The sequence below is a fragment of the Croceitalea dokdonensis DOKDO 023 genome, assembly GCF_001306415.1.
GTDB classification, from domain to species: Bacteria; Bacteroidota; Bacteroidia; order Flavobacteriales; family Flavobacteriaceae; genus Croceitalea; species Croceitalea dokdonensis.
In genome coordinates this window covers 38,486-61,502 of sequence record NZ_LDJX01000011.1, presented here as the reverse complement: position 1 = coordinate 61,502, position 23,017 = coordinate 38,486, and the positions used below count along the sequence as shown (strand labels likewise).

The 23,017-nt window shown below is 42.2% G+C and carries 20 protein-coding genes; 5 read left to right on the top strand and 15 right to left on the bottom strand.

Features of this window, described 5'->3' with window-relative positions; translation table 11 throughout:
- Positions 1-91 precede the first annotated feature (91 nt).
- The 3 genes from I595_RS16545 to rpsO all read right to left on the bottom strand — a co-directional run bounded on the left by I595_RS16545 (position 92) and on the right by rpsO (position 3,825).
- Positions 92-955 (bottom strand): sigma-70 family RNA polymerase sigma factor, encoded by an 864-nt coding sequence (locus I595_RS16545; protein ID WP_054560564.1) that lies wholly within the window; start codon positions 953-955, stop codon positions 92-94.
- Between the two features lie 166 nt (positions 956-1,121).
- Positions 1,122-3,332 (bottom strand): polyribonucleotide nucleotidyltransferase, encoded by a 2,211-nt coding sequence (locus tag I595_RS16540; RefSeq protein WP_054560563.1) that lies wholly within the window; start codon positions 3,330-3,332, stop codon positions 1,122-1,124.
- A 223-nt stretch (positions 3,333-3,555) separates the two neighbouring features.
- Positions 3,556-3,825 carry a 30S ribosomal protein S15 gene (gene rpsO / locus I595_RS16535; RefSeq protein WP_054560562.1) on the bottom strand — a complete coding sequence of 90 codons (270 nt, stop codon included), beginning with the start codon at positions 3,823-3,825 and terminating at the stop codon, positions 3,556-3,558.
- A gap of 263 nt (positions 3,826-4,088) precedes the next feature.
- Here rpsO and I595_RS16530 point away from each other — a divergent pair, with 263 nt between their 5' ends.
- On the top strand, positions 4,089-4,964 hold the full coding sequence (locus I595_RS16530; RefSeq protein WP_054560561.1) for a hypothetical protein: 876 nt from the start codon (positions 4,089-4,091) through the stop codon (positions 4,962-4,964).
- Positions 4,965-5,033: 69 nt separating this feature from the next.
- Here the strand turns inward: I595_RS16530 and accD are convergent, their stop codons facing one another.
- From accD to tamL, 3 genes are read right to left on the bottom strand one after another with little or no spacing between them, the layout of a single operon-like run.
- A complete protein-coding gene (gene accD / locus I595_RS16525) occupies positions 5,034-5,909 on the bottom strand; it encodes an acetyl-CoA carboxylase, carboxyltransferase subunit beta (protein WP_054560560.1) in 876 nt (291 codons plus the stop codon).
- A gap of 18 nt (positions 5,910-5,927) precedes the next feature.
- On the bottom strand, positions 5,928-6,995 hold the full coding sequence (fbaA, locus tag I595_RS16520) for a class II fructose-bisphosphate aldolase (protein WP_054560559.1): 1,068 nt from the start codon (positions 6,993-6,995) through the stop codon (positions 5,928-5,930).
- A gap of 55 nt (positions 6,996-7,050) precedes the next feature.
- A complete protein-coding gene (gene tamL / locus I595_RS16515) occupies positions 7,051-9,690 on the bottom strand; it encodes a translocation and assembly module lipoprotein TamL (RefSeq protein WP_054560558.1) in 2,640 nt (879 codons plus the stop codon).
- Between the two features lie 25 nt (positions 9,691-9,715).
- Here tamL and I595_RS16510 point away from each other — a divergent pair, with 25 nt between their 5' ends.
- Entirely contained in the window at positions 9,716-10,438 is a 723-nt protein-coding gene (locus tag I595_RS16510; protein ID WP_054560557.1) for a TrmH family RNA methyltransferase, read from the top strand.
- Between the two features lie 48 nt (positions 10,439-10,486).
- On the opposite strand, the gene porT is transcribed toward I595_RS16510, so the two are convergent.
- Complete coding sequence (gene porT / locus I595_RS16505; RefSeq protein WP_054560556.1) at positions 10,487-11,185, bottom strand: type IX secretion/gliding motility protein PorT/SprT; 699 nt, start codon at positions 11,183-11,185, stop codon at positions 10,487-10,489.
- Between the two features lie 4 nt (positions 11,186-11,189).
- Positions 11,190-11,918: a bifunctional demethylmenaquinone methyltransferase/2-methoxy-6-polyprenyl-1,4-benzoquinol methylase UbiE gene (gene ubiE / locus I595_RS16500; protein WP_054560555.1), complete on the bottom strand. Its 729-nt coding sequence runs from the start codon at positions 11,916-11,918 to the stop codon at positions 11,190-11,192.
- Positions 11,919-12,205: 287 nt separating this feature from the next.
- Between ubiE and trkA the strand changes: the two genes are divergently transcribed.
- Complete coding sequence (trkA, locus tag I595_RS16495; RefSeq protein ID WP_054560554.1) at positions 12,206-13,555, top strand: Trk system potassium transporter TrkA; 1,350 nt, start codon at positions 12,206-12,208, stop codon at positions 13,553-13,555.
- Positions 13,555-15,045 (top strand): TrkH family potassium uptake protein, encoded by a 1,491-nt coding sequence (locus tag I595_RS16490; protein WP_054560553.1) that lies wholly within the window; start codon positions 13,555-13,557, stop codon positions 15,043-15,045. Before trkA ends, I595_RS16490 begins: the two co-directional genes overlap by 1 nt.
- 53 nt (positions 15,046-15,098) lie before the next feature.
- On the opposite strand, the gene I595_RS16485 is transcribed toward I595_RS16490, so the two are convergent.
- Both I595_RS16485 and I595_RS16480 read right to left on the bottom strand, forming a co-directional pair.
- Positions 15,099-16,286 carry a pyridoxal phosphate-dependent aminotransferase gene (locus I595_RS16485; protein ID WP_054560552.1) on the bottom strand — a complete coding sequence of 396 codons (1,188 nt, stop codon included), beginning with the start codon at positions 16,284-16,286 and terminating at the stop codon, positions 15,099-15,101.
- Positions 16,287-16,301: 15 nt separating this feature from the next.
- Positions 16,302-17,402, bottom strand: a complete 1,101-nt coding sequence (locus tag I595_RS16480; protein ID WP_054560551.1) for a fatty acid desaturase family protein — start codon at positions 17,400-17,402, stop codon at positions 16,302-16,304.
- Positions 17,403-17,504: 102 nt separating this feature from the next.
- On the opposite strand from I595_RS16480, the gene rsmG reads away from it, so the two are divergent.
- A complete protein-coding gene (rsmG, locus tag I595_RS16475) occupies positions 17,505-18,140 on the top strand; it encodes a 16S rRNA (guanine(527)-N(7))-methyltransferase RsmG (RefSeq protein ID WP_054560582.1) in 636 nt (211 codons plus the stop codon).
- 102 nt (positions 18,141-18,242) lie between these two features.
- Here rsmG and I595_RS16470 read toward each other — a convergent pair whose 3' ends face one another.
- From I595_RS16470 to apaG, 5 genes are all read right to left on the bottom strand, one after another.
- Positions 18,243-19,244 (bottom strand): DKNYY domain-containing protein, encoded by a 1,002-nt coding sequence (locus I595_RS16470; RefSeq protein ID WP_054560550.1) that lies wholly within the window; start codon positions 19,242-19,244, stop codon positions 18,243-18,245.
- Positions 19,245-19,334: 90 nt separating this feature from the next.
- Complete coding sequence (locus I595_RS16465; RefSeq protein WP_054560549.1) at positions 19,335-19,847, bottom strand: DinB family protein; 513 nt, start codon at positions 19,845-19,847, stop codon at positions 19,335-19,337.
- Between the two features lie 494 nt (positions 19,848-20,341).
- Positions 20,342-20,536, bottom strand: a complete 195-nt coding sequence (locus I595_RS16460) for a hypothetical protein (protein ID WP_054560548.1) — start codon at positions 20,534-20,536, stop codon at positions 20,342-20,344.
- A gap of 320 nt (positions 20,537-20,856) precedes the next feature.
- A complete protein-coding gene (gene pruA, locus I595_RS16455; protein WP_054560547.1) occupies positions 20,857-22,485 on the bottom strand; it encodes an L-glutamate gamma-semialdehyde dehydrogenase in 1,629 nt (542 codons plus the stop codon).
- Positions 22,486-22,627: 142 nt separating this feature from the next.
- Complete coding sequence (gene apaG / locus I595_RS16450) at positions 22,628-23,014, bottom strand: Co2+/Mg2+ efflux protein ApaG (protein WP_054560546.1); 387 nt, start codon at positions 23,012-23,014, stop codon at positions 22,628-22,630.
- Positions 23,015-23,017: the final 3 nt, after the last annotated feature.

Here is a 23,017-nt window from a genome sequence, read left to right as displayed (position 1 = left end):
GAACAGTCATGATAACTGTTATGTAACTAAATTACAATTTTCCTGCCAAATAAAAAATTTAGGCTTTATTTAACTGTAATTAAAATGGGGTTTATCCCAAATATGTCTTTAAAATCTTACTTCTAGAGGTGTGTTTTAAACGTCTAATGGCTTTTTCTTTAATTTGACGAACCCGTTCCCGGGTTAAATCAAAAGTTTCCCCAATTTCCTCCAAGGTCATGGAATGTTGACCGGCAAGACCAAAGTACAACCTAATCACGTCAGCCTCCCTAGGCGTTAAGGTTTCCAAAGCACGTTCTATTTCCGTGCGCAGGGATTCATGCAAAAGCTCCTTGTCTGGATTGGGAGATTCGCCACTACGGAGTACGTCATAGAGGTTGGAATCCTCGCCATCAATTAAAGGCGCATCCATGGAGACATGCCGGCCAGAATTTTTCAATGACTGTTTTACATCGGCAACAGTCATATCAAGTTCCTTGGCTATTTCCTCGGCAGAAGGCATACGCTCGTGTGCCTGCTCCAAAAATGCAAAGGTTTTATTGATTTTATTGATGGATCCAATTTTGTTCAGGGGCAAACGAACAATACGTGACTGTTCCGCTAAAGCCTGTAGGATGGATTGACGAATCCACCATACGGCATAAGAGATAAATTTAAATCCCCTGGTTTCATCAAAACGTTGTGCAGCTTTGATCAGGCCAAGGTTGCCCTCGTTGATCAAATCCGGTAAAGTAAGTCCTTGGTTCTGGTACTGTTTGGCTACGGACACCACGAATCGAAGATTAGCCTTTGTTAGTTTTTCAAGAGCGATCTGGTCGCCTGCCTTGATGCGTTGTGCTAATTCTACTTCTTCATCGGCGGTAATCAAGTCAACTTTTCCAATTTCTTGTAAGTACTTGTCCAAAGATGCGGTTTCCCTATTGGTAACCTGTTTTGTAATCTTAAGCTGTCTCATTTAACTTCTGCTTCAAATTAGGATTTAAGCTATTGCTCATATACTAATACGTAGAAAGTTGTGAAAAGTTACAATATGGGGTGATTTATTTCAATATTTTTTTGTAAATAAAAGCCCCATGTAGCAAATTGGCTGCATGGGGCTGTATTTTTGGAGGGGATATATATTAATCCCTTCTTGGTTTTCTGTCACGGTTTCCACCGCGGCGGTCTCCGCCTCTTCTATCTGTTCTTGGCGGACGCTCTACATAACCTTCAGGTTTGGGCAACAAGGCTTTTCTCGATACCTTTTCTTTTCGGGTACGTGGGTCCAAACCAAAATATTTAACGTCAAACACATCGCCCATGTTTACAACATCAGAAACGTTTTCCGTGCGTTCCCATGCCAATTCTGATACGTGTAGTAACACCTCATTTCCAGGGGCATCAAGATATTCTACAACAGCACCAAAATCCAACATTTTGATCACTTTTACTTCGTAAACGCTACCAACTTCCGGTTTAAACATCAAGGCGTCTATCTTGGCGATAACGGCATCAATACCCTCTTGGCCAGTACCAAGAATCTCTACAATACCTTCCTCGGTCACTGGGTCTTCATTGATGACTATGGTAGTGTTGGTCTCTTTTTGCAGTTCTTGGATTACCTTACCACCGGAGCCTATAACAGCACCAATGTATTCACCTGGGATGATTTTGGTCACTATTTTAGGAGCATAAGACTTCACATCCTCCCGTGGGGCCGCAATGGTCTCTGTAAGCTTCCCTAAAATATGCATTCTGCCTTCCTTGGCCTGCATTAGTGCCTTCACCAAGATTTCATAAGACAGTCCTTTTACTTTAATGTCCATTTGGCAGGCTGTGATACCTTCTGCGGTACCGGTTACCTTAAAGTCCATGTCCCCCAAGTGATCCTCATCACCAAGAATATCCGAAAGAACGGCATATTTCCCTGTTTCCGTATCGGTAATCAATCCCATGGCAATACCGGATACTGGTTTTTTTAATTGTACCCCGGCATCCATAAGGGCCATTGTACCGGCGCATACAGTAGCCATAGAGGAAGAACCATTGGATTCCAACACTTCTGATACCACCCTAACGGTATAGGGACAGTCTTCTGGAATCATTCCCTTAAGGGCGCGTTGGGCTAAATTACCATGCCCAACTTCCCTACGTGATGTACCTCTGATAGGCCTAGCTTCCCCGGTGGAGAACGGTGGAAAGTTGTAATGCAGGTAAAAGGTCTCTTCTCCTTCAAAAGAGGGCATATCTATTTGATTGGCCTCTCTTGATGTACCTAGGGTAACCGTAGCCAAAGCTTGGGTTTCCCCTCTGGTAAAAATGGCAGAACCATGCACAGAGGGTAGGTAATCCGTCTCGCACCAGATTGGTCTTATTTCATCCGTTTTACGGCCATCCAAACGTAGCCCTTCGTTAAGCGTTAAATCACGAATGGCGGCTTTAGAGGCTTTACCCACGTATTTATGTATCATTTTGCCCAATTCTGCATGCTCCTCCTCTGGGAATGCGGCAAAAACCTCTTCTTTTATGGCGCTAAAGGCTTGGCTGCGTTCGTGTTTGGCAGAGCCCGCTTTGGCAATGGCATATGTTTTGTCATACACCATGTCATGAATCTTCTTTGCCAGCTCCTCATCCTCTTGCTCTGGGTCGTATTCACGCACTTCTTTTTTGCCAAAAGCCTCCGCCAATCGCATTTGTGCTGCGCATTGTACTTTAATGGCTTCATGGGCAAATTTTATGGCTTCGGTCATTTCTTCCTCAGAAATCTCTTTCATTTCACCTTCAACCATCATCACGGAATCGGCTGATGCGCCTATCATCATGTCAATGTCAGACTCTGCCAATTGTGCCCTTGTGGGGTTAATGACAAATTCACCGTTAACACGGCCTACGCGAGCTTCGGAGATGGCACACTCAAAAGGAAAGTCAGATAATTGGATAGCGGCAGATGCGGCAAGTCCAGCCATGGCATCCGGCATTACATCATCGTCGTGGGACATCAATTGGATCATCACCTGCGTCTCCGCGTGATAATCTTTTGGAAACAATGGGCGTAGTACCCTGTCTACCAAGCGCATGGTCAATACTTCGCCATCACTGGGCCTTGCTTCCCTTTTGAAGAAACCGCCTGGGTACCTACCCGCCGCGGCAAATTTTTCTCGGTAATCTACCGTAAGTGGCAAAAAGTCCACATCGGCGGCGTGGTAGTTGGATACTACGGTACAAAGTAACATACAGTTACCAGATTGCACCACAACAGAACCATGTGCCTGTTTTGCCAATTTTCCGGTTTCGATAGAAATTTCCCTACCGTCACCAAGGTCTATGACCTCTTTAAAAGTTTTTGGAATCATAAAAATGTGTGTTGCCCCCAATTGGTATTGAAGGACTTGTTAAACAATTGGTCTACCGCCATCCGGACGGTCGGGTTGTTGTGTTGTTGTGTGTGTGCGATGCACGGACCAATGAAAAACTGAAAGCAGCTTTTTGTTTGCCCCAATACTATGTATGAGGACTTTTACTATGTGTCCAAAGGTATGGACAAAAATAATGGGAGCAAAAATGCTCCCATCGTTTTTATTTTCTAATACCTAGTTCTTTAATTAAAGCACGGTATTTTTCAATGTCTTTCTTTTTTAGGTAATCTAAAAGAGACCGTCTTTTACCTACCAAGCGTACCAAGGAACGCTCTGTGTTAAAGTCTTTGTGGTTTCTTTTTAAATGGGTGGTTAAATGGTTGATGCGATGTGTGAACAACGCAATCTGTCCTTCAGTAGAACCTGTGTTCCCTTCAGAACCGCCGTGTTTTTTAAAAATCCCGGCCTTTACTTCTTTGGTTAAATACATTCCAATATTCTTTTAAATGATTTTTATGTACCTGACTGTTTTTCAATCAGTCGGCAAATATAGTTCTTTTTATGAAAACGGTTAAGCCTTAGTGAGAATTATACGGTAGTGATCTGATGATATTTTTTGGACCCCAATTAAACCTTTTTCTTGGAAACGGGTCATAGCATAGGATGTTGTGGAATAACATCTGATATTTTCAAGGGTATACTAGTTCTTCTTGAAAAATATTTAGCCCCAATACAAACGTAAAAATTAGTACAATGAGAAAGAATGTAACAAGTGTAAGACAATTGGCCACCATCCTTATGGCCGGGATCATGGCAGTATCCTGCTCCAAAGAAGAGGCGGAAACCCAAGACGTAGCAACCGAGACTGAAGTGATTACCATTGCGGAACTAAAAACTGCTGACGAATCTGAGTTCTTAGCGGAGGAATTAATGAACATTGCCGAAGATAGTTATGCCGAAGATGAGATTTCTACATTTTCAAAATTCAACTACCGATCGGATTATTTACCAGACTGTGTAACGGTAACCACGGTAGTGACCGATACTACCAAAGAAAGAACGCTGGATTTTGGGGAAGGTTGTGAATTGCCCAATGGCAATATCCTAAGTGGCCTTTTGGTTTTGACCTATGAAAAGGACATGGATGTTGCCCAAAAGACCATAAAACTGTCGTTGGAAGATTTTACCTTTAATGGCGTTGCAGTTGAAGGTGGTGCGGATATCCTTAGGATGAGGTCCAACGGCAATGGCAATCCACAGGCTACCGCCACTGTCAGTTTTGATGCAACATGGCCCAATGGTGACGTGACTTCCCTCAATGGGTCTAGAACCCGTGAATGGATTGAAGGTTTTGGAAGTGGTTTTTGGGGTGATAATGTCTTCTTGATTACAGGAAAAAGGACATTTACGGCAAAATCCGGTGCTGTTTTTGAGAAAGAGATTATTGTGCCCCTGAGAAGGGAAACCGCATGCAGGTTTGCAGTCAGCGGGGTATTGACTATCAGTAGACGTGGAAACATGGCCAGTTTGGATTTTGGTGATGGCAATTGTGATGCCAAGGGAGTATTGACCTTGCCAAATGGCGATGTGCAAGAGGTTTCTTTAAGAAGGTTTTTAAAGAATGATTAAGTAGCGGCAAAGAACGGATTTGGGCTGCAAACCAAATACGTTACATCATGTTGAAAAAAAGAGCTTGTTCTAAACAAGCTCTTTTTCTTTTCTCACCGGTAGGTTTTGAATCAAATCAATATAAAGGTTTACTTTTTTCTTTAAATCCCTTCGGTGGGTAATAAAGTCTAAAAATCCATGTTCTTGCACAAATTCCGAAGTTTGGAAGCCTTCTGGAAGTTCTTTGCCAGTTGTGTCCTTTACGACCCTTGGTCCCGCAAATCCTATAAGTGCTCCCGGTTCTGAAATATTGATATCACCCAACATAGCGTAAGACGCAGTGGTTCCGCCGGTAGTTGGGTCTGTACATAGCGAAATATAAGGAATCTTTGCCTCTGCCAATTGGGCCAACTTTGCAGAAGTTTTGGCCAATTGCATTAAGGAAAGTGCCGCCTCCATCATCCTGGCACCACCTGATTTTGAAATCATTAGGAATGGTGCTTTTTTCTTTTTTGCCATATCTATGGCACGGGCAATTTTTTCGCCCACAACACTACCCATAGATCCACCTATAAAGCTAAAATCCATACAGGCGATAACCAATTCCTTGCCCATGGACTTTCCTATGGCGGTTCTAACGGCATCATTAAGTTTGGTCTTTGCCTTGGCTGCTTTTAAGCGGTCAGAATAGGCTTTGGTGTCCACAAATTTAAGGGGGTCTTTGGATGTCAGTTTCTCATCCAATTCTTTAAAGGTATTGTCATCAAAAAGAATTTCAAAATACTCCTTACTGCCAATACGCACATGGTAGTCGTCTTCCGGACTTACATAAAAGTTTTTGGCCAGGTCTTCCGATTCTACAATTTTACCAGTAGGGGACTTGTACCAAAGTCCTTTTGGGGTGTCCTTCTTCTCCTCGGTAGCCGTTTGTATTCCTTTTTCCTTTCTTTTGAACCAAGCTGTCATAAACCTAGGGGATTTTGATTAAAGCGTGTTTATGTTATTTAAGTCTTCAAAAGCCTTTTTTAATCTTTCTACAAATGTTTTTTCACCTTCCCTTAGCCACACCCTTGGATCGTAATGCTTTTTGTTTGGAACATCCTCACCGTCAGGATTCCCAATTTGGGATTGTAAATAGGCAGCTTTTCCTTCCATGTAATTTCTGATGCCGGACATGAACGCATATTGCAGATCCGTATCAATGTTCATTTTAATGACCCCATAACCAATGGCCTCCCTAATCTCTTCTACCGTAGATCCAGAACCACCGTGGAATACAAAATCAATATGATTGTGTTCCACACCGTATTTTTGGGAAACAAATTCTTGCGAGTTTTTCAAAATTTTTGGGGTTAGGCTTACGTTACCTGGTTTGTACACTCCGTGCACGTTCCCAAAGGCCGCCGCCACTGTAAACCTAGGGCTCACTTTAGAAAGTTCTTCATACGCATAGGCCACTTCCTCTGGTTGTGTATATAACTTGGAGCTATCTACATCCGTATTATCCACCCCATCTTCTTCACCACCGGTAACGCCCAATTCAATTTCCAAGGTCATGTCCATCTTGGCCATGCGTTCCAAATATTTTTTACAGGTGCCTATATTTTCCTCTATGGGCTCCTCGGATAAATCTATCATGTGTGAGCTGTATAAAGGCTTTCCGGTCTCTTTGTAGTGTTTTTCGCTGGCATCCAAAAGGCCATCTATCCAAGGCAATAATTTTTTGGCACAGTGATCTGTATGAAGGATGACCACGGCACCATAGGCCTCTGCCATTTCATGAACGTGTTTTGCCCCGGCAATGGCCCCTTTAATCGCTGCTTGTTGGTTTTCATTGGAAAGTCCTTTCCCAGCGTTAAATTGTGCCCCTCCGTTGGAGAATTGAATGATAACGGGGGAGTTTAAGGCCGCAGCGGTCTCTAAAACCCCATTTATTGTATTGGAACCGATTACGTTCACTGCAGGCAATGCAAATCCTTTTTCCTTTGCATAGTTGAATATGGCTTGGACTTCATCTCCCGTTGCCACTCCTGGTTTTATATTGTGCGCCATGTGTTTTTATTGGTTTAAGGTTAAAACAAAGAACAAAAGTAAGAAAATAATCAGGCTAAAAGGGATAATTGATACCGATATTGAATACCGGATTATTGAAGTAATTGGAGAACCATCTATCGGACCCTTCAAGTGCCGGATTATAGGTTTTAAACCCGGTATCTAGCCTAATGATAAAGTAAGTAAAGTCATATCTAAGCCCAAATCCGGTGCCAAGGGCCAAATCACCAAGGGAGGCTAACCCATTAAAGGTAGCATCCTCATTGTCAACATTATCAAAAACATTCCAAATATTACCGCCATCGGCAAAAAGCGCACCTTTAATATTTCCTGCGATAGGGAAACGGTATTCCAGGTTTAATCCTATCTTAAAATTGGCCTCATTAAAATCGTTTAGATTCTGCGTTCTGCCGGGGCCAAGGGAGTATACCGTCCACGCCCTGTTGTCATTAGATCCACCGGCAAAGTAACTGCGAACAAAGGGGATGCTGTTGGCATTTCCGTAAGGTACGGCCATCCCAATAAAACCCCTAAAGGCAACAACCTGGTCGTTTTTAAGCCCCCAGTGCCTAATGTAGTCAAATTCGGATTTCACGTATTGGGAAAAGGGTACACCATAGACCAAACGTTGGCCGGTTTCCCCATCGGTTTCAAAAGGGATGACCCGTGACACTAAATTTAGTAAGTTGCCGGCACTTTCCAGTTTAAAGCGATATTGAAAAAAATCATTGTCATTAATCCCTTGCCTGTTGTTTTTTTGAAAGGTAAAATTGGAGGCAAAAATCAGGTTGTTTTGTGTTAATCTTCTTTGTTGTTCCCTGATCCTGCGTACCAATCTAATGGTGTCATTGTCCGTGGGCACCGCCCCACTTAGTACGGCATCTATAAAAGTTCCGGTGCCATCAACGGAATTTTCTCCATTGTCCGGTATAAGTAACCTAGGGTTTGGGTCATTGGGTAAGACCTCAAATGCGTCTGCCAGTTCAGGAAAGTTTGTGCTATTGTCCAAAACGTCCAAGGGGTCGTTAAAACCATCAAAACGGTCTGCTATATCGTCCAAGCGGTTATAGGTATTATTGTAAACCCTAAAAAAGTCATTCACATCGGTATTCCGCACAAATTCAATATTGAGCAGTTCAATGGAATTTTTGGTAAAGTCTGTAGGCGTCCATGTGTAGGTTAAAACCGAGTTAAGGGACTGCCGGTCCAATCCAAGATTATTTTGAAAATTGGTACCTACGGATAGCCTGGTTTGGGGCAACATGTAATAGGGTATCAATTTTTCCGTATTCATTGGAAACCAGATGCGGGGAAACGTCAGGTTAATATCCCCACCCACTTCTGATGTAAAATCGTCTTCAGTAGGCGCATCTGCCAATAAGCCAATGGATCCCCTAGCCGAGAAACTTAAGGTTTCTGCTCCACCAAACACGTTTCTAGAGATTATGGAAGCGGAAAATGCAGTGCCCACAAGTTGTATGTCCGATCTAGATATTTCCACAGAGGTGTCCAAGGAGTATTTGGGTCTTGGCGCTAAAAAGATATTGGCTACCAGTGATGCATTATCATAGTCTTCATCAAATTTGATGGAGGGGTACCTAAAGGTGTTAAGGTTGGTAATCTGCCTGTTGGTGCGCACATAGTCAATATCCCTATAAATGCTATCCTGTTTAAAAAAAACAGCATCAGTAAGCGCCTTTGGCTTGTATTTTAATTTGTCTTTAAAGTAAATCGTATAGTTGTTGTAATCTATGCTTTGCAGTTGGGTAATATTATCGCTAAACCCATAGTCCGCATAGATGTTTATCTTTTTAAACCTACTAATTTGGTAAGGTTTGCTTGGAATGGTATCGTTTCTTGTAGCCGGATTGCTGATGTTGAGCAAAACATTCATTTTTGGGTCTTTCACTGCCAAGGTGGTATCCCTTTCTATGGTAAAACGAATGGAGCTTTCCTGAAAATTATAAACCCCAGAGTTTCTAAAAAGCTTGCCCAACCGCTGCCTTTCCCGTGTAAATTTCCCAAGATCAAATTGGTCCCCGGATTTCACGATCGCTTTGTTTTTATTTTTCTGATACAAGGAGTCCAACGGTTTTGCAAGAATATTTTCCACAATGGTGTCAATACTGTATGCAGGGCCTAGGTCTACATTGTACTCCAGTACTGCGCGCCGTTTTTTCTTGGTGGCCGTAATGGTATAATCCGCCTTGCTGTTAAAATAACCCTTGGTTCCGTAATAAGCTTCTAAATTTTCTGTACTTTTTCGGGATTTTGCTGTGTCAATGATGGAAGGTGGTTCACCAACACGTTTTAAAAAGGTATTGTAGCCACTGACCAGAAAAGATTCCCCAAGCCTATTGACTTGTTTTTGGGATAGTAGGTTGCGCAATCTTTTCTCCCTGCCCTTCTTTTTGTTTAACCAATTTTGGAAAAGGGAATCGGGATTGTCCTTTGCCAAATTGTAAAGTTGGAGTTTTAATGGGTAACCTAGAATACTGGCGTTGGGCTTTTGTAATAACAGCCCTTCAATTTCTTCACCACCCACCTTGTCACCATCCGCATAGATGGTGGTTTTGGTGAGCAACACTTCGTTTTCACCTACCTTTTTTAGGGCGTTGCAACCAATCAATGAAATCACTCCCAATAATAAGGCTATTTTTGTCGCGCGTGTTTTTAGCACTTTGGGTAATTTCATAACAATCAAAATTAAGTGATTTAAGATGGTTGGCAAAAACCAAATCAAGCAGGTTAGAAGTTTACATCAAAAAAAATACCGAAATCAGAAAAATCTGTTTTTTGTGGAGGGTATAAAAGTGGTGATGGAATTGCTAAACGCCGGTTTTGTGTTGGAAAAATTATATGCTACCAAAGCTAACCTAGCTCTATTTTACGGACATTCTGTGGAGGAAATCACTGCGGAAGAGTTGGTAAAAATGAGTGCGCTGCGAACACCAAATGGCGTTTTGGCCGTCTTTCAGATGCCAGAAAAGAATTCGGTTCCCACGGAGGATTGGGTAGTAGCCTTGGATGATGTTCGGGACCCAGGTAATTTGGGTACCATTATTAGGCTTTGTGACTGGTACGGCATTAAGAACATGGTGTGCTCCAGTAATACAGTGGATTGTTTTAATCCAAAGGTGTTGCAGGCAACCATGGGTTCCATTGCCAGGGTGTCTGTCCACTATACGGAGCTAAGTACGTATTTAAAGGATACCAAACTACCGATTTACGGTACATTTATACAAGGAAAATCCGTATATGAAATGGCTTGGCCTACATCAGGAATTTTGGTCATGGGTAATGAGGCCCATGGGATATCTCCAGAAATCTCAGCACTGGTCACCAAGCAAATAAGCATTCCGCAGTATGGGGAACAAAGTGCGGAAAGTCTTAATGTTTCCACCGCAACCGGTATTTTGCTGAATGAGCTAAGGCGGTTTTAAACGTATTTATGGTGGGTTAAACGGAGCACTGCGTAAATGTGGCCTTTCCTACTCAAATGTAAGGTTGATGAAAATGCCCCTGGTTCGCATTCCGGCAATATTTCCGGTCCACGGACTGTTGGGGTCGTTGTCCCTGATAAGTTCATCGGTTAGGGCAAACACCCCGCGGATGGAAGGTGTGAATTTAAAAAACTCGGTGTAGAAGTCAATTCCAAAGCCTAGTTCATATCCATAAACATCACCTGTCATTCTAAATTCCCCACTGGCATTATCGGCCAAGCTATCCTCTTTGGACCCTAGGTTGATGGCCGTGTAGCCTCCCCCGATGATAAAGGGTTTTAAATTATTGAACCTTTTTGTACTCACCTTTAAAAGCAGTGGAAAGCGGATGTAGGTAGAGCGTACTTCCCTAATGGCGTCCGCCTCGTTGGTGAAACCTGGGAAGCCTAATGTCCTAGCGGTATATAAAAGTCCTGGTTCAAACCTAAGGTCTAAAAATTCGTTGATCCGCAGTTCGCCCAATACCCCAACGTTGAACCCAAAGGCCTTGTCCACTAAAATGTCTTGCCCAATATCGTTTTTGTACTCAAATTGAAAATCATATTGATTAAAGCCCAAAAAATACCCAAAGTTCAGAGGTTTTTTATCCTCGTTCTGGATATTCAAAATAGGATCTTTCCTAAACTGTGCGTTTGTGCCCAAACACCCACAGACCGTCAGAAGGATAAGAAAAAATATTTTTTTCATTCAATTATTTTGAAGCGATATAGATGGTAGCAACCCCTAATGTTTGGGGTTTGTGTTGTATACCTATAAACCCAATTTTCTTCAAAATATTGTTGAATTGCCCACCATACGGAAAAACAGCGGCTGAGTCCGATAAATACTTGTATGCCGAATCATCCTTGGAGAAAATCCTTCCTACCAATGGCAAAACAAATTTGGTGTAGAGCCTATATCCTTGTTTAAAAGGGGTTTTGGTTGGAACGGAAGTTTCCAAAACGGCAAAAGTACCAGAAGGTTTGAGCACCCTGTAAATCTCTGCGAGCCCTTTTTCCAAGTTTTCAAAATTACGCACCCCAAAGGCTACGGTAATGGCGTCAAAGGTGTTGGGTTCAAAAGGTAAGTTTTCACTGTCACCTACCACCATTTCAATAGTCTTAGATAGCTTTTTTTCTGCAATCTTATCTTTTCCAACTTCCAACATGCCCGTGGAAATATCTAGGCCCACAATGTGTTGCGCACCTGTAGCTACCAAAGCAATCGCCAAATCTCCTGTTCCGGTGGCAATATCCAAGATGTTTTTTGGTTTTTTGCGCCCTACCAGCGCCACTACGCGCTTCCTCCATTTAACGTCTATACCCATTGAGATAACCCTGTTTAGTCCATCGTAATTGCTAGAGATGGTGTCAAACATTTTGGTGACTTGGGCTTTTTTGCCCAAATCCGAGTCTTTGTAAGGTTTGACGCTTTTTGACATGTGCAATTTTGGTGCAAAGATACAATAACACATACTAGGCAGTATGGGGATAGGATGTAAAATATTATGTAATTTTGTTCTAAGTTTTAGCTGTTTTTTACGTTTGGACAACACCAACCCTACGGAAATTTTTCAAAGGAAAACCGCCAGGTCCGATTGTTTTTTTGGATAAACGGAATAGCCTAAACCTCTATAAAAAAAGAAAATGCCAAGGTGGTGTTCATGATAATTGTAGTATGCCACAATGCAGTGGTATCCTTAGAAATGGGTAAATTTATGGTCGGGTAATGAAGATAATCATTGCAGGTGCTGGAGAGGTTGGGTTCCATTTGGCAAAACTTTTGTCTTATGAAGCTCAAGAGATTACGTTAATAGATACAGATAGAGAAAGCCTTACGTATGCTGATAACCACTTGGATATAAGGGTATTAAGAGGTGACGCTACAAGTATAGAAGTGTTGAACGACGCCAAGGTGGCTACCTCTGATTTGGTCATTGGGGTTACCGCTTCGGAGACTACTAACCTTACGCTTTGCTTGTTGGCCAAACAATTGGGAAGTAAAAAGACCATAGCCCGGATTTCTAACACGGAGTTTATAGACAATAAGGAACTTATTAAATTTGCCGAGCTAGGTATTGATGAATTGATTTCTCCCGAAGAGTTGGCGGCAACGGAAATTCAGTTATTGTTGAACCAAGCCGCTTTTAACGACACCTATCAGTTTGAAGGTGGCCTGCTCACCATGGTTGGGGTATTTCTGCCAAAAACAGCCCCGTTCGTGGGAAAAACCGTGAAGGAGGCAGCCAAGATTTTTACGGAACTGCATTTTATGCCCATAGCGTTGCAGCGCATGGGAACCCAATATACCTTGATACCCCGCGGGGATACCGTTTTTAAGGAAGGAGATCAGGTTTATTTTGTAATATGTGCAGAGGGGGTAGAAGAATTGTACAAGCTTACCGGAGTTCACAAACGGGACATTAAAAATGTCATGATTTTAGGGGGTAGCAAAGTAGGCTTTAAAACCGCGCGGGACCTTTGTGCAAGAAAATATAACGTAAAGGTTATTGAGAAGAACAAAGACAAAGCCTTTGACATCTCTGACGATTTGCCCAACGCGCTTGTCATCAACGGTGATGGTAGAAATGTGGAGTTGTTGGAAGAAGAGAGTTTGGAGTCCATGGATGCCTTTATTTCTGTCACCGGCAATTCCGAGACCAACATCATGTCCTGTCTTATGGCAAAATCCAAGGGCATAAAAAAGACCATTGCCCTTGTAGAGAATATGGATTATTTTCAGCTATCACAGTCCATTGGTATTGATACCCTAATCAATAAAAAGTTGTTGGCGGCCAATAATATCTTTAGGTACGTCAGAAGGGGCAAAGTATTGGCGTTAACGCGTTTAAATAACTTAAATGCGGAGATACTTGAGTTTGAGGTCAAGGCAAATTCCATGGTAACTGGAGAAACCATCAAAGAGTTGGATTTTCCGAGGGAAGCCATTATTGGTGGGGTAATCAGGGATGGAAAGGGAATTATAGCTTTAGGGGATTTCACCATAAAGGCAGGGGATAAGGTCGTGGTTTGCAGTCTGCCCAAGGCCATACCCAAAATAGAAAAGCTCTTCTTATAATGTGGCTAAATTTTAGAATCATCCTTCATATCATGGGTCTGTTGTTACTGTGTAACGGGGGCTTTATGGTTGTAGCCGCTTTGGTAAGCGGTTTTTATAAGGATGGAGCAACCTTGGATATCACCATGGCCGCCGTTGTTACCATGCTTGTTGGGGTAATGGCCATGTTTTATACGCGGGGACATCGTAAGGAGGTAAAAAGGAAGGAAGGGTATATCATTGTGACCTTTGGTTGGTTGATCATGTCCATATCTGGCGTTTTACCCTATATTTTTTCAGGTGCCATTCCTAATGTGACCAATGCGTTTTTTGAAACCATATCCGGATATACCACCACCGGAGCCTCCATTTTAAACGATATTGAGTCCCTTCCAGAGGGGATTTTGCTATGGCGTAGCCTTACCCATTGGATCGGTGGCATGGGGATCATTGTATTGGCCATTGCCATCTTACCACTTTTGGGAATTGGTGGGATGCAGCTTTTTGCAGCGGAGGCGCCGGGGCCTGGAGGGGATAAGCTTCACCCGAGGATAACGGATACGGCAAAACGTTTATGGTACATTTATGTAGGATATACCGTTGCAGAGACCATATTGTTAAAATTGGCCGGAATGTCTTTTTTTGATGCGGTAAACCATGCTTTGGCCACCCTTTCCACCGGAGGGTTCTCTACCAAAAATGCAAGTGTTGCCTTTTGGAACGATCAACCCTTGATTCAATATATTATCATAGTTTTCATGTTTTTGGCAGGAACAAATTTTGTGCTAAGTTATTTTGCCTTTACCGGGAAGGTACAGCGTGTTTTAAAAGATGAAGAGTTTAGGGTGTACGGTTTTTTTATTTTTGGTTTTACGTTGGTATCAGGGTTCATTGTCTGGTTGCAGGCAGATGTTCCCGTTTCTGACTACCATCCGCAAATTTTTGGTGCAGCAGAGAGTGGCTTTAGGCATGCGTTATTTCAGGTAATTGCCATTGTGACCACCACAGGTTTTGTAACGGCAGACTTTACCAATTGGACCCCATTCTTAACCGTTTTCTTTTTTGGGTTGATGTTTTTAGGTGGGTCAGCCGGCTCTACTTCAGGAGGTATAAAGGTAATGCGCCACCTATTGATTATTAAAAACGGTATCTTGGAGTTTAAGCGCACCTTGCATACCAATGCTATCATACCCGTTCGCTATAACAATAAAACGGTCTCGGAGCATATTGTTTACAATATTATAGGCTTCTTTGTGCTCTATATGCTACTTTTTATTATCGGTGCCTTGGTATTGGGTTTTCTAGGGTTGGATTTTGAATCTGCCATAGGTGGGTCTGCCTCCTCTTTAGGTAATGTTGGTCCTGCGTTGGGAGACCTAAATCCAGTGGTAAACTTTAGCGAACTGCCCGCTTTTGGCAAATGGTGGTGTGGCTTTTTAATGCTTTTGGGTAGATTGGAGCTATTTACAGTGCTGATTATCATGACACCTTATTTCTGGAAGAAAATATAAAAGCCGATGAACAAGAAGTGCATCGGCCTTAGAAATTTATAAAAACCACTTTTTTATAGCACGCTCTTAATGCGTTCCATGGCCGTCCTTATCTGCTCCTTGGATGCGGCATAAGAAATCCGGATTCCGTTGGGATTTCCAAAGGCATCCCCGGTGACCGTGGCCACATTGGCGTTTTCCAAGATATACATGGCAAAGTCCGATGCATTCTTGATTTCGGTTCCGTGTAGGGTTTTTCCAAAGTAATATGAGATATCTGGAAAAACGTAAAAGGCACCTTCTGGCTCATTACAGGTAAACCCTTCTATGCTGCTGAGCAAATCCAAAATAAGCTTTCTACGCTCCTTAAACTCATCAACCATATATTGAACCCTGTCGGGGGACTCCTCTAAAGCGGTGATTACGGCCCGTTGGGCAATACAGTTGGCGCCACTGGTTACTTGTCCCTGTAGTTTATTGCAGGCTCTAGCGATATAAGTGGGGGCACCAATATACCCTATTCTCCAACCGGTCATGGCAAATGCTTTTGCCACGCCGTTCACAGTAACGGTGCGCCCATACATACCATCAAAGGAAGCCATAGAAGCATGTTTGGTAACACCATAATTGATATGCTCATAAATCTCATCACTAACGACTATTATTTCAGGGTGTTTTTGTAGCACATCCGCCAGTGCCCGCAATTCCTCTTTACTATAGATGGAGCCACTGGGGTTGCACGGGGAACTGTACCAGAGCATTTTTGTTTTTGGGGTAATGGCTCGCTCCAACTGTTCCGCGGTCATTTTAAAATCATTGGTTATGGAGGTGGCCACTTCCACGGGTTTGCCGCCCGCCAGCTTTACAATATCGCTGTAACTTACCCAATAAGGGCAGGGCAGGATAACTTCATCACCTTCATTTAAACACACCTGCGCAACATTGTAAAGCGCTTGCTTTGCCCCTGTGGAGACTACAATTTGGCTTGGCTCATATGCTAATTGGTTATCCCGTTTAAATTTTGTGATGATCGCTTCCTTAAGTTCTAAGTAGCCATCAACCGGGGTATAGGAGTTGTAGCCATCGTTCACAGCTTGTATGGCGGCCTCCCTAATATAATCCGGTGTCCCAAAATCTGGCTCTCCTAAACTTAGACCAATAATATCTTTGCCTTGGCTCCTTAATTCGCGAGCCTTTGCGGCCATTTCAAGAGTGGCGGACGGAGTAACATTATTAATCCTATCCGAAAGTTGGTTACTCATGTTTCAAGAAAGTTTCTAGTACTGCAATGAGGGTTGTTGGCCCAGTTGCTTTAAATGTTTAAAATGCGAAATTATCGCTTTTCTTGTGGTCTTATATTCGTTGTAGGGTAAATTAAATTCCTTGGCCGTTTCTTTCACAATTTTAGCAATATTTGTGTAATGAATATGGCTGATGTTAGGGAAGATATGATGTTCCACTTGATGGTTTAGCCCTCCCGTGAACCAATTTACAATCCTGTTTTTGGTTCCAAAATTTACCGTAGTGAACAATTGATGGATGGCCCAGGTGTTTTTCATGGTGCCAGTTTCGTCTGGTAAAGGGGTCTGCGCATCATCAACAATGTGTGCCAATTGAAAAACGACACTTAAAATGACGCCCGCAACATAATGCATGATAAAAAATCCCAATAAGACTTGCCACCAGGCAACGGATACAAACAACAAAGGCAATACGATCCAAATGGTAATGTAAAGCAGTTTGGTGATTACCAGTGTCGTCCAGTTAATGGCGGGGCTAGGTAATTTCCCGTAAGACAGTTTCCTTTTCATGTAGCGGTACATTTGTTGAAAGTCTGTAGTAATGGCCCAATTGAAGGTTAACAATCCATAGAGAAAAATGGAGTAGTAATGTTGAAACTTATGATATTTCTTCCATTCGGCATGTTTGGAGAACCTTAGTATCCTGCCCGCTTCCATATCTTCATCATGTTCATGGATATTGGTATAGGTATGGTGCAGTACGTTATGCTGCACCTGCCAGTTATAGACATTCCCAGCTAAAATGTAAATGCTACTCCCCATTACTTTGTTAACCCATTTTTTGTTGGAATAAGCTCCATGGTTGCCGTCATGCATCACATTCATCCCAACGCCGGCCATCCCAACGCCCATAAGCATGGATAGCAGTAAATAGGCCCAAAAGGGAGGGTCTAAAGTCAAGATAAGAAAGTAGGGCGTCAGAAAAAGCCCAAACATTATAATGGTCTTTAAGTGTAATTTCCAGTTTCCTGTTTTTTTGATTTTGTTTTCGGCAAAATATTGATTTACCCTTTTATTTAGGGTTCGGAAAAATTTGGCAGAGTCTTTTCTAGAAAATCGAATGGTCTCTTTACTCATAAATAATTTTTTTTTCAAAGGTACTTAATATTATCCCCAACCAAGAGAATGCCCATGACGGGCTTTAAATATATTATTTTTGCCGAAATTAAAATAATACACATGGACGTTTCTTTGGTATTTGAATATTTTACGATGCTCAGCGCCCAACAGCAGGCCCATTTTAAGAAGTTGGAGGCTGTATATCAAGATTGGAACAAAAAAATCAACGTGGTTTCCAGAAAGGATATTGATGAGCTTTACCTACGTCATGTGCTACATTCTTTGGGCATATCCAAGGTACAACGCTTTAACGAAGGAGCGCAGATTTTAGATGTTGGGACTGGAGGCGGTTTTCCGGGAATTCCCCTTGCGATTTTGCATCCAAATACCCAATTTACGCTTGTGGATGCCATCGGTAAAAAAATTAAAGTGGTACAAGAGGTCATAGACCAATTGGGTTTGGAAAATGTTACCGCCCAACATACACGGGTAGAGGATTTGCCAGGAAGGTTTGATTTTATAGTCAGTAGGGCAGTAGCGGCAATGCCCACTTTTGTGCATTGGACAAAGGGGAAACTTAAAAAAGAGTCGGCTCACGAGCGGCAAAATGGGATTTTATATCTAAAAGGTGGTGATTTAACGGAAGAGCTAAAGGATTACCGCAATGTGCAGGTATTTGATTTGGCCCAGTATTTTCACGAGCCTTTTTTTGAAACCAAAAAGGTGGTTTATTTGCCACAAAAATTTAAGGGTTAGTGCCGGTTTGGCCATACAAGGCCTACAGATGGTTAATGCCGCCCATTGCAGATAGCCGTTTCTAAAGGTTAACTGGAATAACTTCCATATAGATAGGAGCCACTACTTTTCTTTGTCTAACCGAAAACGTTCCGTGCCTCTGTAGAAACTGGTTGTATCTCCAATAAATCCTTTTTCATTTTCAGTGAAGGTTGTTGCATCTGCATCTTCAAGGAGCTGGTCAAAATAATACACTTTGGATTTATTCTTTAGGTAAAATTCACCTACCACTTCAGCTTCGGAGGTTGTTATGTCCAATAGGTTGCCGTTACAATAAACTTTTTCCCCTATAGTAAGAAAGACTTCACTTAAAAACTTAGGTTTTTGACCTTCCGAGACAATTTTGATGACCTTGGTATTCTTAAAGTTGTCTGTTGCATCGTAGTTCATAAAGTACACCGTTTCTTTATCCATGGCGTAATTCTTATGCTCCATAATATCAAAAGTTGGGTAATGTGCTTCTAAATCTTGAAAAACATCCCCATAATGGTAATAGGCGTTACTACGGTCTTTACTGAAGAATTCAGATAACACATCAAAACTATCATAATGGACAGCAATTAATTGATTGCGATAATACCAATTTTGATGGTCATTTGCCCAATTGAAATCTTTTCGTTGAAATGTGTTTGGGTCTGCATTTTTAATAGGTTTTGCGATAGCTGCATAATCTTTGGTCTTTTCATATGCTATATAGAATACACCATTTTTATCCATGAGCAGGTTATCAGCGTACGGCCCATTTGTGGTAAACAGGCTTTTCATATCCAATGACGAGGCATCCACAATCACGGATTGGTAATATAGATGGTTCTTATCACGAGCTATTTCCGCACCCAGCACTTTAAATGAGGGCACATCTGCATTCAAGGCAGTTTTTCCCAAGGCAAACCAATTCCCGCCACGACTATAGAAAATATCCTTTTTCCCTTTTCCGAAATAGTAATTATTGGACCGGTCCTTGTCCACGGCATCACCAATAGGGCTGCAGGAATTAAATAACCACAGTAAAGGGGCTAGCAGTAATCCAAGTACTTGTTTTGTTCTTAATTTAACTTCCTTCACAGGGTTTATAACGGCATAGTAATCTTATCCGTATTAAAAAGCCTTTTAAATGCAATTTAAAAGGCTTTTTATTTCACTAGTCTCATGAATTTATTTACTCCACGGCGGAACAACACCGTTGGAACGAGCATAGGCAATTAATTGGCCTTTATGCTCGCCGTTGTGCTCCATCATGGCCAATAGGCCACCCATTTTGTTCATTTTGGCAAATCCAAAGTCCACTTCTGTAGCTAAATCATCCGTGTTTACCATCATGATTTTATCCAAGACAAAAGTGTTGGATTTTTTGAGGGCCGCAATGATATTGTCTTTACCTGTAATCTTTCCGATAGTCATCATATCCACATCTTCCGGTGGTGGAAACCCCATCTTCATCGCTAAATAATAGTTGGCACCAGCAACGTGTAGAAGTGCCTCCCCAACAGAGTTCACCCCGTCTGCTGGGCGCCAGTTGTATTGCTCTTCGGAAAAGGCCTCGGCCAATTGAATCACTTGTTTTTGGTTGCCTTGCAATACCCCTTGTATGGTAGCTTGGGCTAAATTGTCTTGGGCATACGAAATGACGATGCACAATAGCATGCCAAGGGTGACTAAGTTTTTCATCATAATGATTTTAAGGTTCAATGCGCCCAAAATTCGTCTCTAGGCGTTGCTTTAAAGGTACTAAAAATCTGAAGTGTCTTGTGAATATTTTATGTACGGGATGGAGCGCTCGGCATTATAAGGCTGTCCAAATGTTTTGTTGGTATTTCCAAGGGTGATGTAACTCTAAGACTCAACTTGGAATCAATCCTTTTATTATTTCTTGTGGCGGTGAATTCCTAGCGGTCTTGCACTGTGGGAATTTAAGTAAAATATACATGGGCATATACAATTCTGCACTTACGAGCATAATTTTTGAGATAGCCCCAAAAATTTTCAACCCAAATGCCCAATGTAATCAACATATTGCCAAGCGCGGTCATATACCCAATAAAGTTAGTTAATAATTATTTAGAAACAATTAATTAACGTAAAATTTACATTAAAATTATGTTTCCTTTTTGTTGGGAGCAAATCAAGATTTCACAAGGGGAGATGGATTTTACATTTTTTGGTTACGGGTTTCCGAAGTTGTCAAGGGCACAGGCGGAATCTTGGTTCTTCCAAATCAAGGTTTCCTCCTCAATTTCGGATGGTAGAATCATATCATTTAAAACACCTTGGGTTACACCCTCACAATTGAGTACGGGAATCACCGTATTCGCAAGGGGGTGACAGTTGCGGTACAAAAAAACGGTTGTGCCGTTCAAAATCCCCTAGGTAATAAAACCAAAACGCCCAAACTCGGTTTGGTTTGCCTCCCGCAGCGCTATTTCGGTTTGCAACCATGCCAGATTTTCAATTGGGTTAGAGACCCTACAAGCGCTTATGGCCACTTATTGCTGTCTGTGCTGCAGCAGGGAAAAAGTAGTAAGGACAGTGCAATGGCAACCCCGATTTTCATAAGATTTTTTCGATTTTAGATGTGGGGCATTGCATTGGGTTGCCTAAAATGTCTTTAATTATTGTAACAATGACCCCGTTAATCTGCTTGGATTATCGGGGTCATTTTTTCTATGGTAAGGTTCCACTACCCTAAAAATGGATATCTATAATCCTCTGGGGTCACAAAAGTTTCCTTGATCAATCTTGGTGATACCCAACGCAATAGGTTTTGTGCAGAACCGGCTTTATCATTGGTGCCAGAGGCCCTTGCCCCTCCAAATGGTTGCTGCCCAACTACCGCACCTGTTGGTTTATCATTGATATAAAAGTTGCCGGCGCAGTTTTGTAAGGCTTTGGTTGCCTCGTCAATGGCATAACGGTCTCTAGAAAGTACAGCCCCAGTGAGTGCGTATTCCGAAGTTTCGTCAACTAATTTTAAGGTCTTGCCCCAATCTTGATCGTTGTATACGTATATGGTAACCACGGGTCCAAACAATTCGGTGTACATTGTGGTGTATTTTGGGTCTTTGGTAAGAATTACCGTGGGTTCAATAAAATATCCCTTTGATTTGTCGTATCCGCCTCCAGCGTAAATTTCAGCATTTTCGTCTGCTTTTGCTTGGTCTATGTAATGGGCCAATTTGTCAAATGAGGCTTCGTGGATAACAGCTGTAATAAAATTGGACATATCCTCCGGTGAACCTGGTGGGTTAAAGCTTTCCATGTCCTTTTTGACCAGGCTAAGGATTGCATCTGAAGTAGATTTTGGTAAATATACCCTTGAGGCCGCACTACATTTTTGCCCCTGAAATTCAAAAGCCCCTCGAACAATGGCGGTAGCCACTTGTTCTGGCTTTGCCGTTGGATGTGCAATAATAAAATCCTTCCCTCCAGTTTCCCCTACAATTCTGGGGTAGGTTTTATAGGTGTGGATATTTTGGCCAATTTGTTTCCAAAGCTCCTTAAACACATGGGTGGAGCCCGTAAAATGAAGGCCGGAAAAATTGGCGTTGGAAAGGACGGTTTCCGTAATCATGACAGGATCACCCATGACCATATTGATTACCCCATCCGGTAAGCCGGCCTCTTTAAAGACATCCATAATGATTTTTGCAGAAAATACTTGACTATCGCTTGGCTTCCATAGTACCACATTGCCCATCATGGCTGCACTGGCAGGAAGGTTACCTGCTATGGCGGTAAAATTAAAAGGGGTAATGGCATAGACAAATCCTTCCAGTGGCCTATATTCTACCCTGTTCCAAATACCTGCTGCGGATTCTGGTTGCTCTTCATAAATCTGTGACATGTATTCTACATTAAAACGCAGAAAATCTATGAACTCACATGCGGCATCAATTTCCGCCTGATGAATGGTCTTGGATTGTGCAATCATGGTAGCTGCGTTGATTTTTGCCCTGTAAGGGCCGGCAATCAACTCCGCAGCTTTAAGAAAGATGGCGGCGCGTTGTTCCCAAGTTAGGTTGGCCCAGGCCGCTCTGGAGGCCAAACAACTGTCAATCGCGTCCTGTGTTATTTTTTTATCTGCAACATGGTAATGGCCCACAACGTGCTGGTGGTCATGCGGAGGAGACATGGTTTCCGTAGTTCCAGTTTTTATTTCTTGGCTTCCTACATAGAGTGGAACTTCCATTTTTCCATTATAAAACGCCTTATATTGCTTTAGCACGTTTTCACGTTCAGGGGTGCCCGGCGCGTAACTTAAGATAGGCTCATTAATTGCTGTTGGAACTTGAAAAAAACCTTTGCCCATTGTAGAAATTTTTAGTTGTTTAAAATTTTGGCAAAGGTAAGCAATGCTTTTTTCAAACTAAAAACGCCAATCGGATATTAGGAAATAGGTCTACGTCGTATAAAGGCTACTTTACTGTGCTTGCTAAGCATGTTACCACTTATTAATTCATGGCGAAGGCAGCGGCAAATTTAAAGGTAGGTACCGGTACCTCAATAATTTGTGAAGTGGTCAAATTCATAATATGATAATAGCCTTTCATGGCTCCAATAGGGGACGCCAAAAGGCATCCAGAACTATAGGTATGGGATTTGCCAGGTCTTATCACTGGCTTTTTGCCAATAACACCTTCTCCGTCTATGGCCTCCATTTCTTTAAGTGAGTCAAAAACATCCCAATGTCTGGTAGTCAATTGTACCACGTCCTTGCTTTGGTTTTCTATGCTGATGGTATATCCAAACGCATAATGCATTTTGTAGTTCTTAAAGAAGGTGCCTTCAAAAGAAGTTTGTACGGATACTTTGATGCCTTTTGTAACTTGTGTAGTCATACC

Excerpts from the sequence above, each read along its gene's own strand:
- pruA (WP_054560547.1), bottom strand. The coding sequence starts at position 22,485 with ATGGGCAAAGGTTTTTTTCAAGTTCCAACAGCAATTAATGAGCCTATC.
- accD (WP_054560560.1), bottom strand. The coding sequence starts at position 5,909 with ATGACAGCTTGGTTCAAAAGAAAGGAAAAAGGAATACAAACGGCTACC.
- fbaA (WP_054560559.1), bottom strand. The coding sequence starts at position 6,995 with ATGGCGCACAATATAAAACCAGGAGTGGCAACGGGAGATGAAGTCCAA.
- I595_RS16510 (WP_054560557.1), top strand. The coding sequence starts at position 9,716 with ATGGTTGGCAAAAACCAAATCAAGCAGGTTAGAAGTTTACATCAAAAA.
- tamL (WP_054560558.1), bottom strand. The coding sequence starts at position 9,690 with ATGAAATTACCCAAAGTGCTAAAAACACGCGCGACAAAAATAGCCTTA.
- I595_RS16545 (WP_054560564.1), bottom strand. The coding sequence starts at position 955 with ATGAGACAGCTTAAGATTACAAAACAGGTTACCAATAGGGAAACCGCA.
- porT (WP_054560556.1), bottom strand. The coding sequence starts at position 11,185 with ATGAAAAAAATATTTTTTCTTATCCTTCTGACGGTCTGTGGGTGTTTG.
- I595_RS16540 (WP_054560563.1), bottom strand. The coding sequence starts at position 3,332 with ATGATTCCAAAAACTTTTAAAGAGGTCATAGACCTTGGTGACGGTAGG.
- I595_RS16480 (WP_054560551.1), bottom strand. The coding sequence starts at position 17,402 with ATGAGTAAAGAGACCATTCGATTTTCTAGAAAAGACTCTGCCAAATTT.
- I595_RS16490 (WP_054560553.1), top strand. The coding sequence starts at position 13,555 with ATGTGGCTAAATTTTAGAATCATCCTTCATATCATGGGTCTGTTGTTA.
- rsmG (WP_054560582.1), top strand. The coding sequence starts at position 17,505 with ATGGACGTTTCTTTGGTATTTGAATATTTTACGATGCTCAGCGCCCAA.
- I595_RS16530 (WP_054560561.1), top strand. The coding sequence starts at position 4,089 with ATGAGAAAGAATGTAACAAGTGTAAGACAATTGGCCACCATCCTTATG.
- I595_RS16485 (WP_054560552.1), bottom strand. The coding sequence starts at position 16,286 with ATGAGTAACCAACTTTCGGATAGGATTAATAATGTTACTCCGTCCGCC.
- trkA (WP_054560554.1), top strand. The coding sequence starts at position 12,206 with ATGAAGATAATCATTGCAGGTGCTGGAGAGGTTGGGTTCCATTTGGCA.
- rpsO (WP_054560562.1), bottom strand. The coding sequence starts at position 3,825 with ATGTATTTAACCAAAGAAGTAAAGGCCGGGATTTTTAAAAAACACGGC.
- I595_RS16465 (WP_054560549.1), bottom strand. The coding sequence starts at position 19,847 with ATGAAAAACTTAGTCACCCTTGGCATGCTATTGTGCATCGTCATTTCG.
- apaG (WP_054560546.1), bottom strand. The coding sequence starts at position 23,014 with ATGACTACACAAGTTACAAAAGGCATCAAAGTATCCGTACAAACTTCT.
- ubiE (WP_054560555.1), bottom strand. The coding sequence starts at position 11,918 with ATGTCAAAAAGCGTCAAACCTTACAAAGACTCGGATTTGGGCAAAAAA.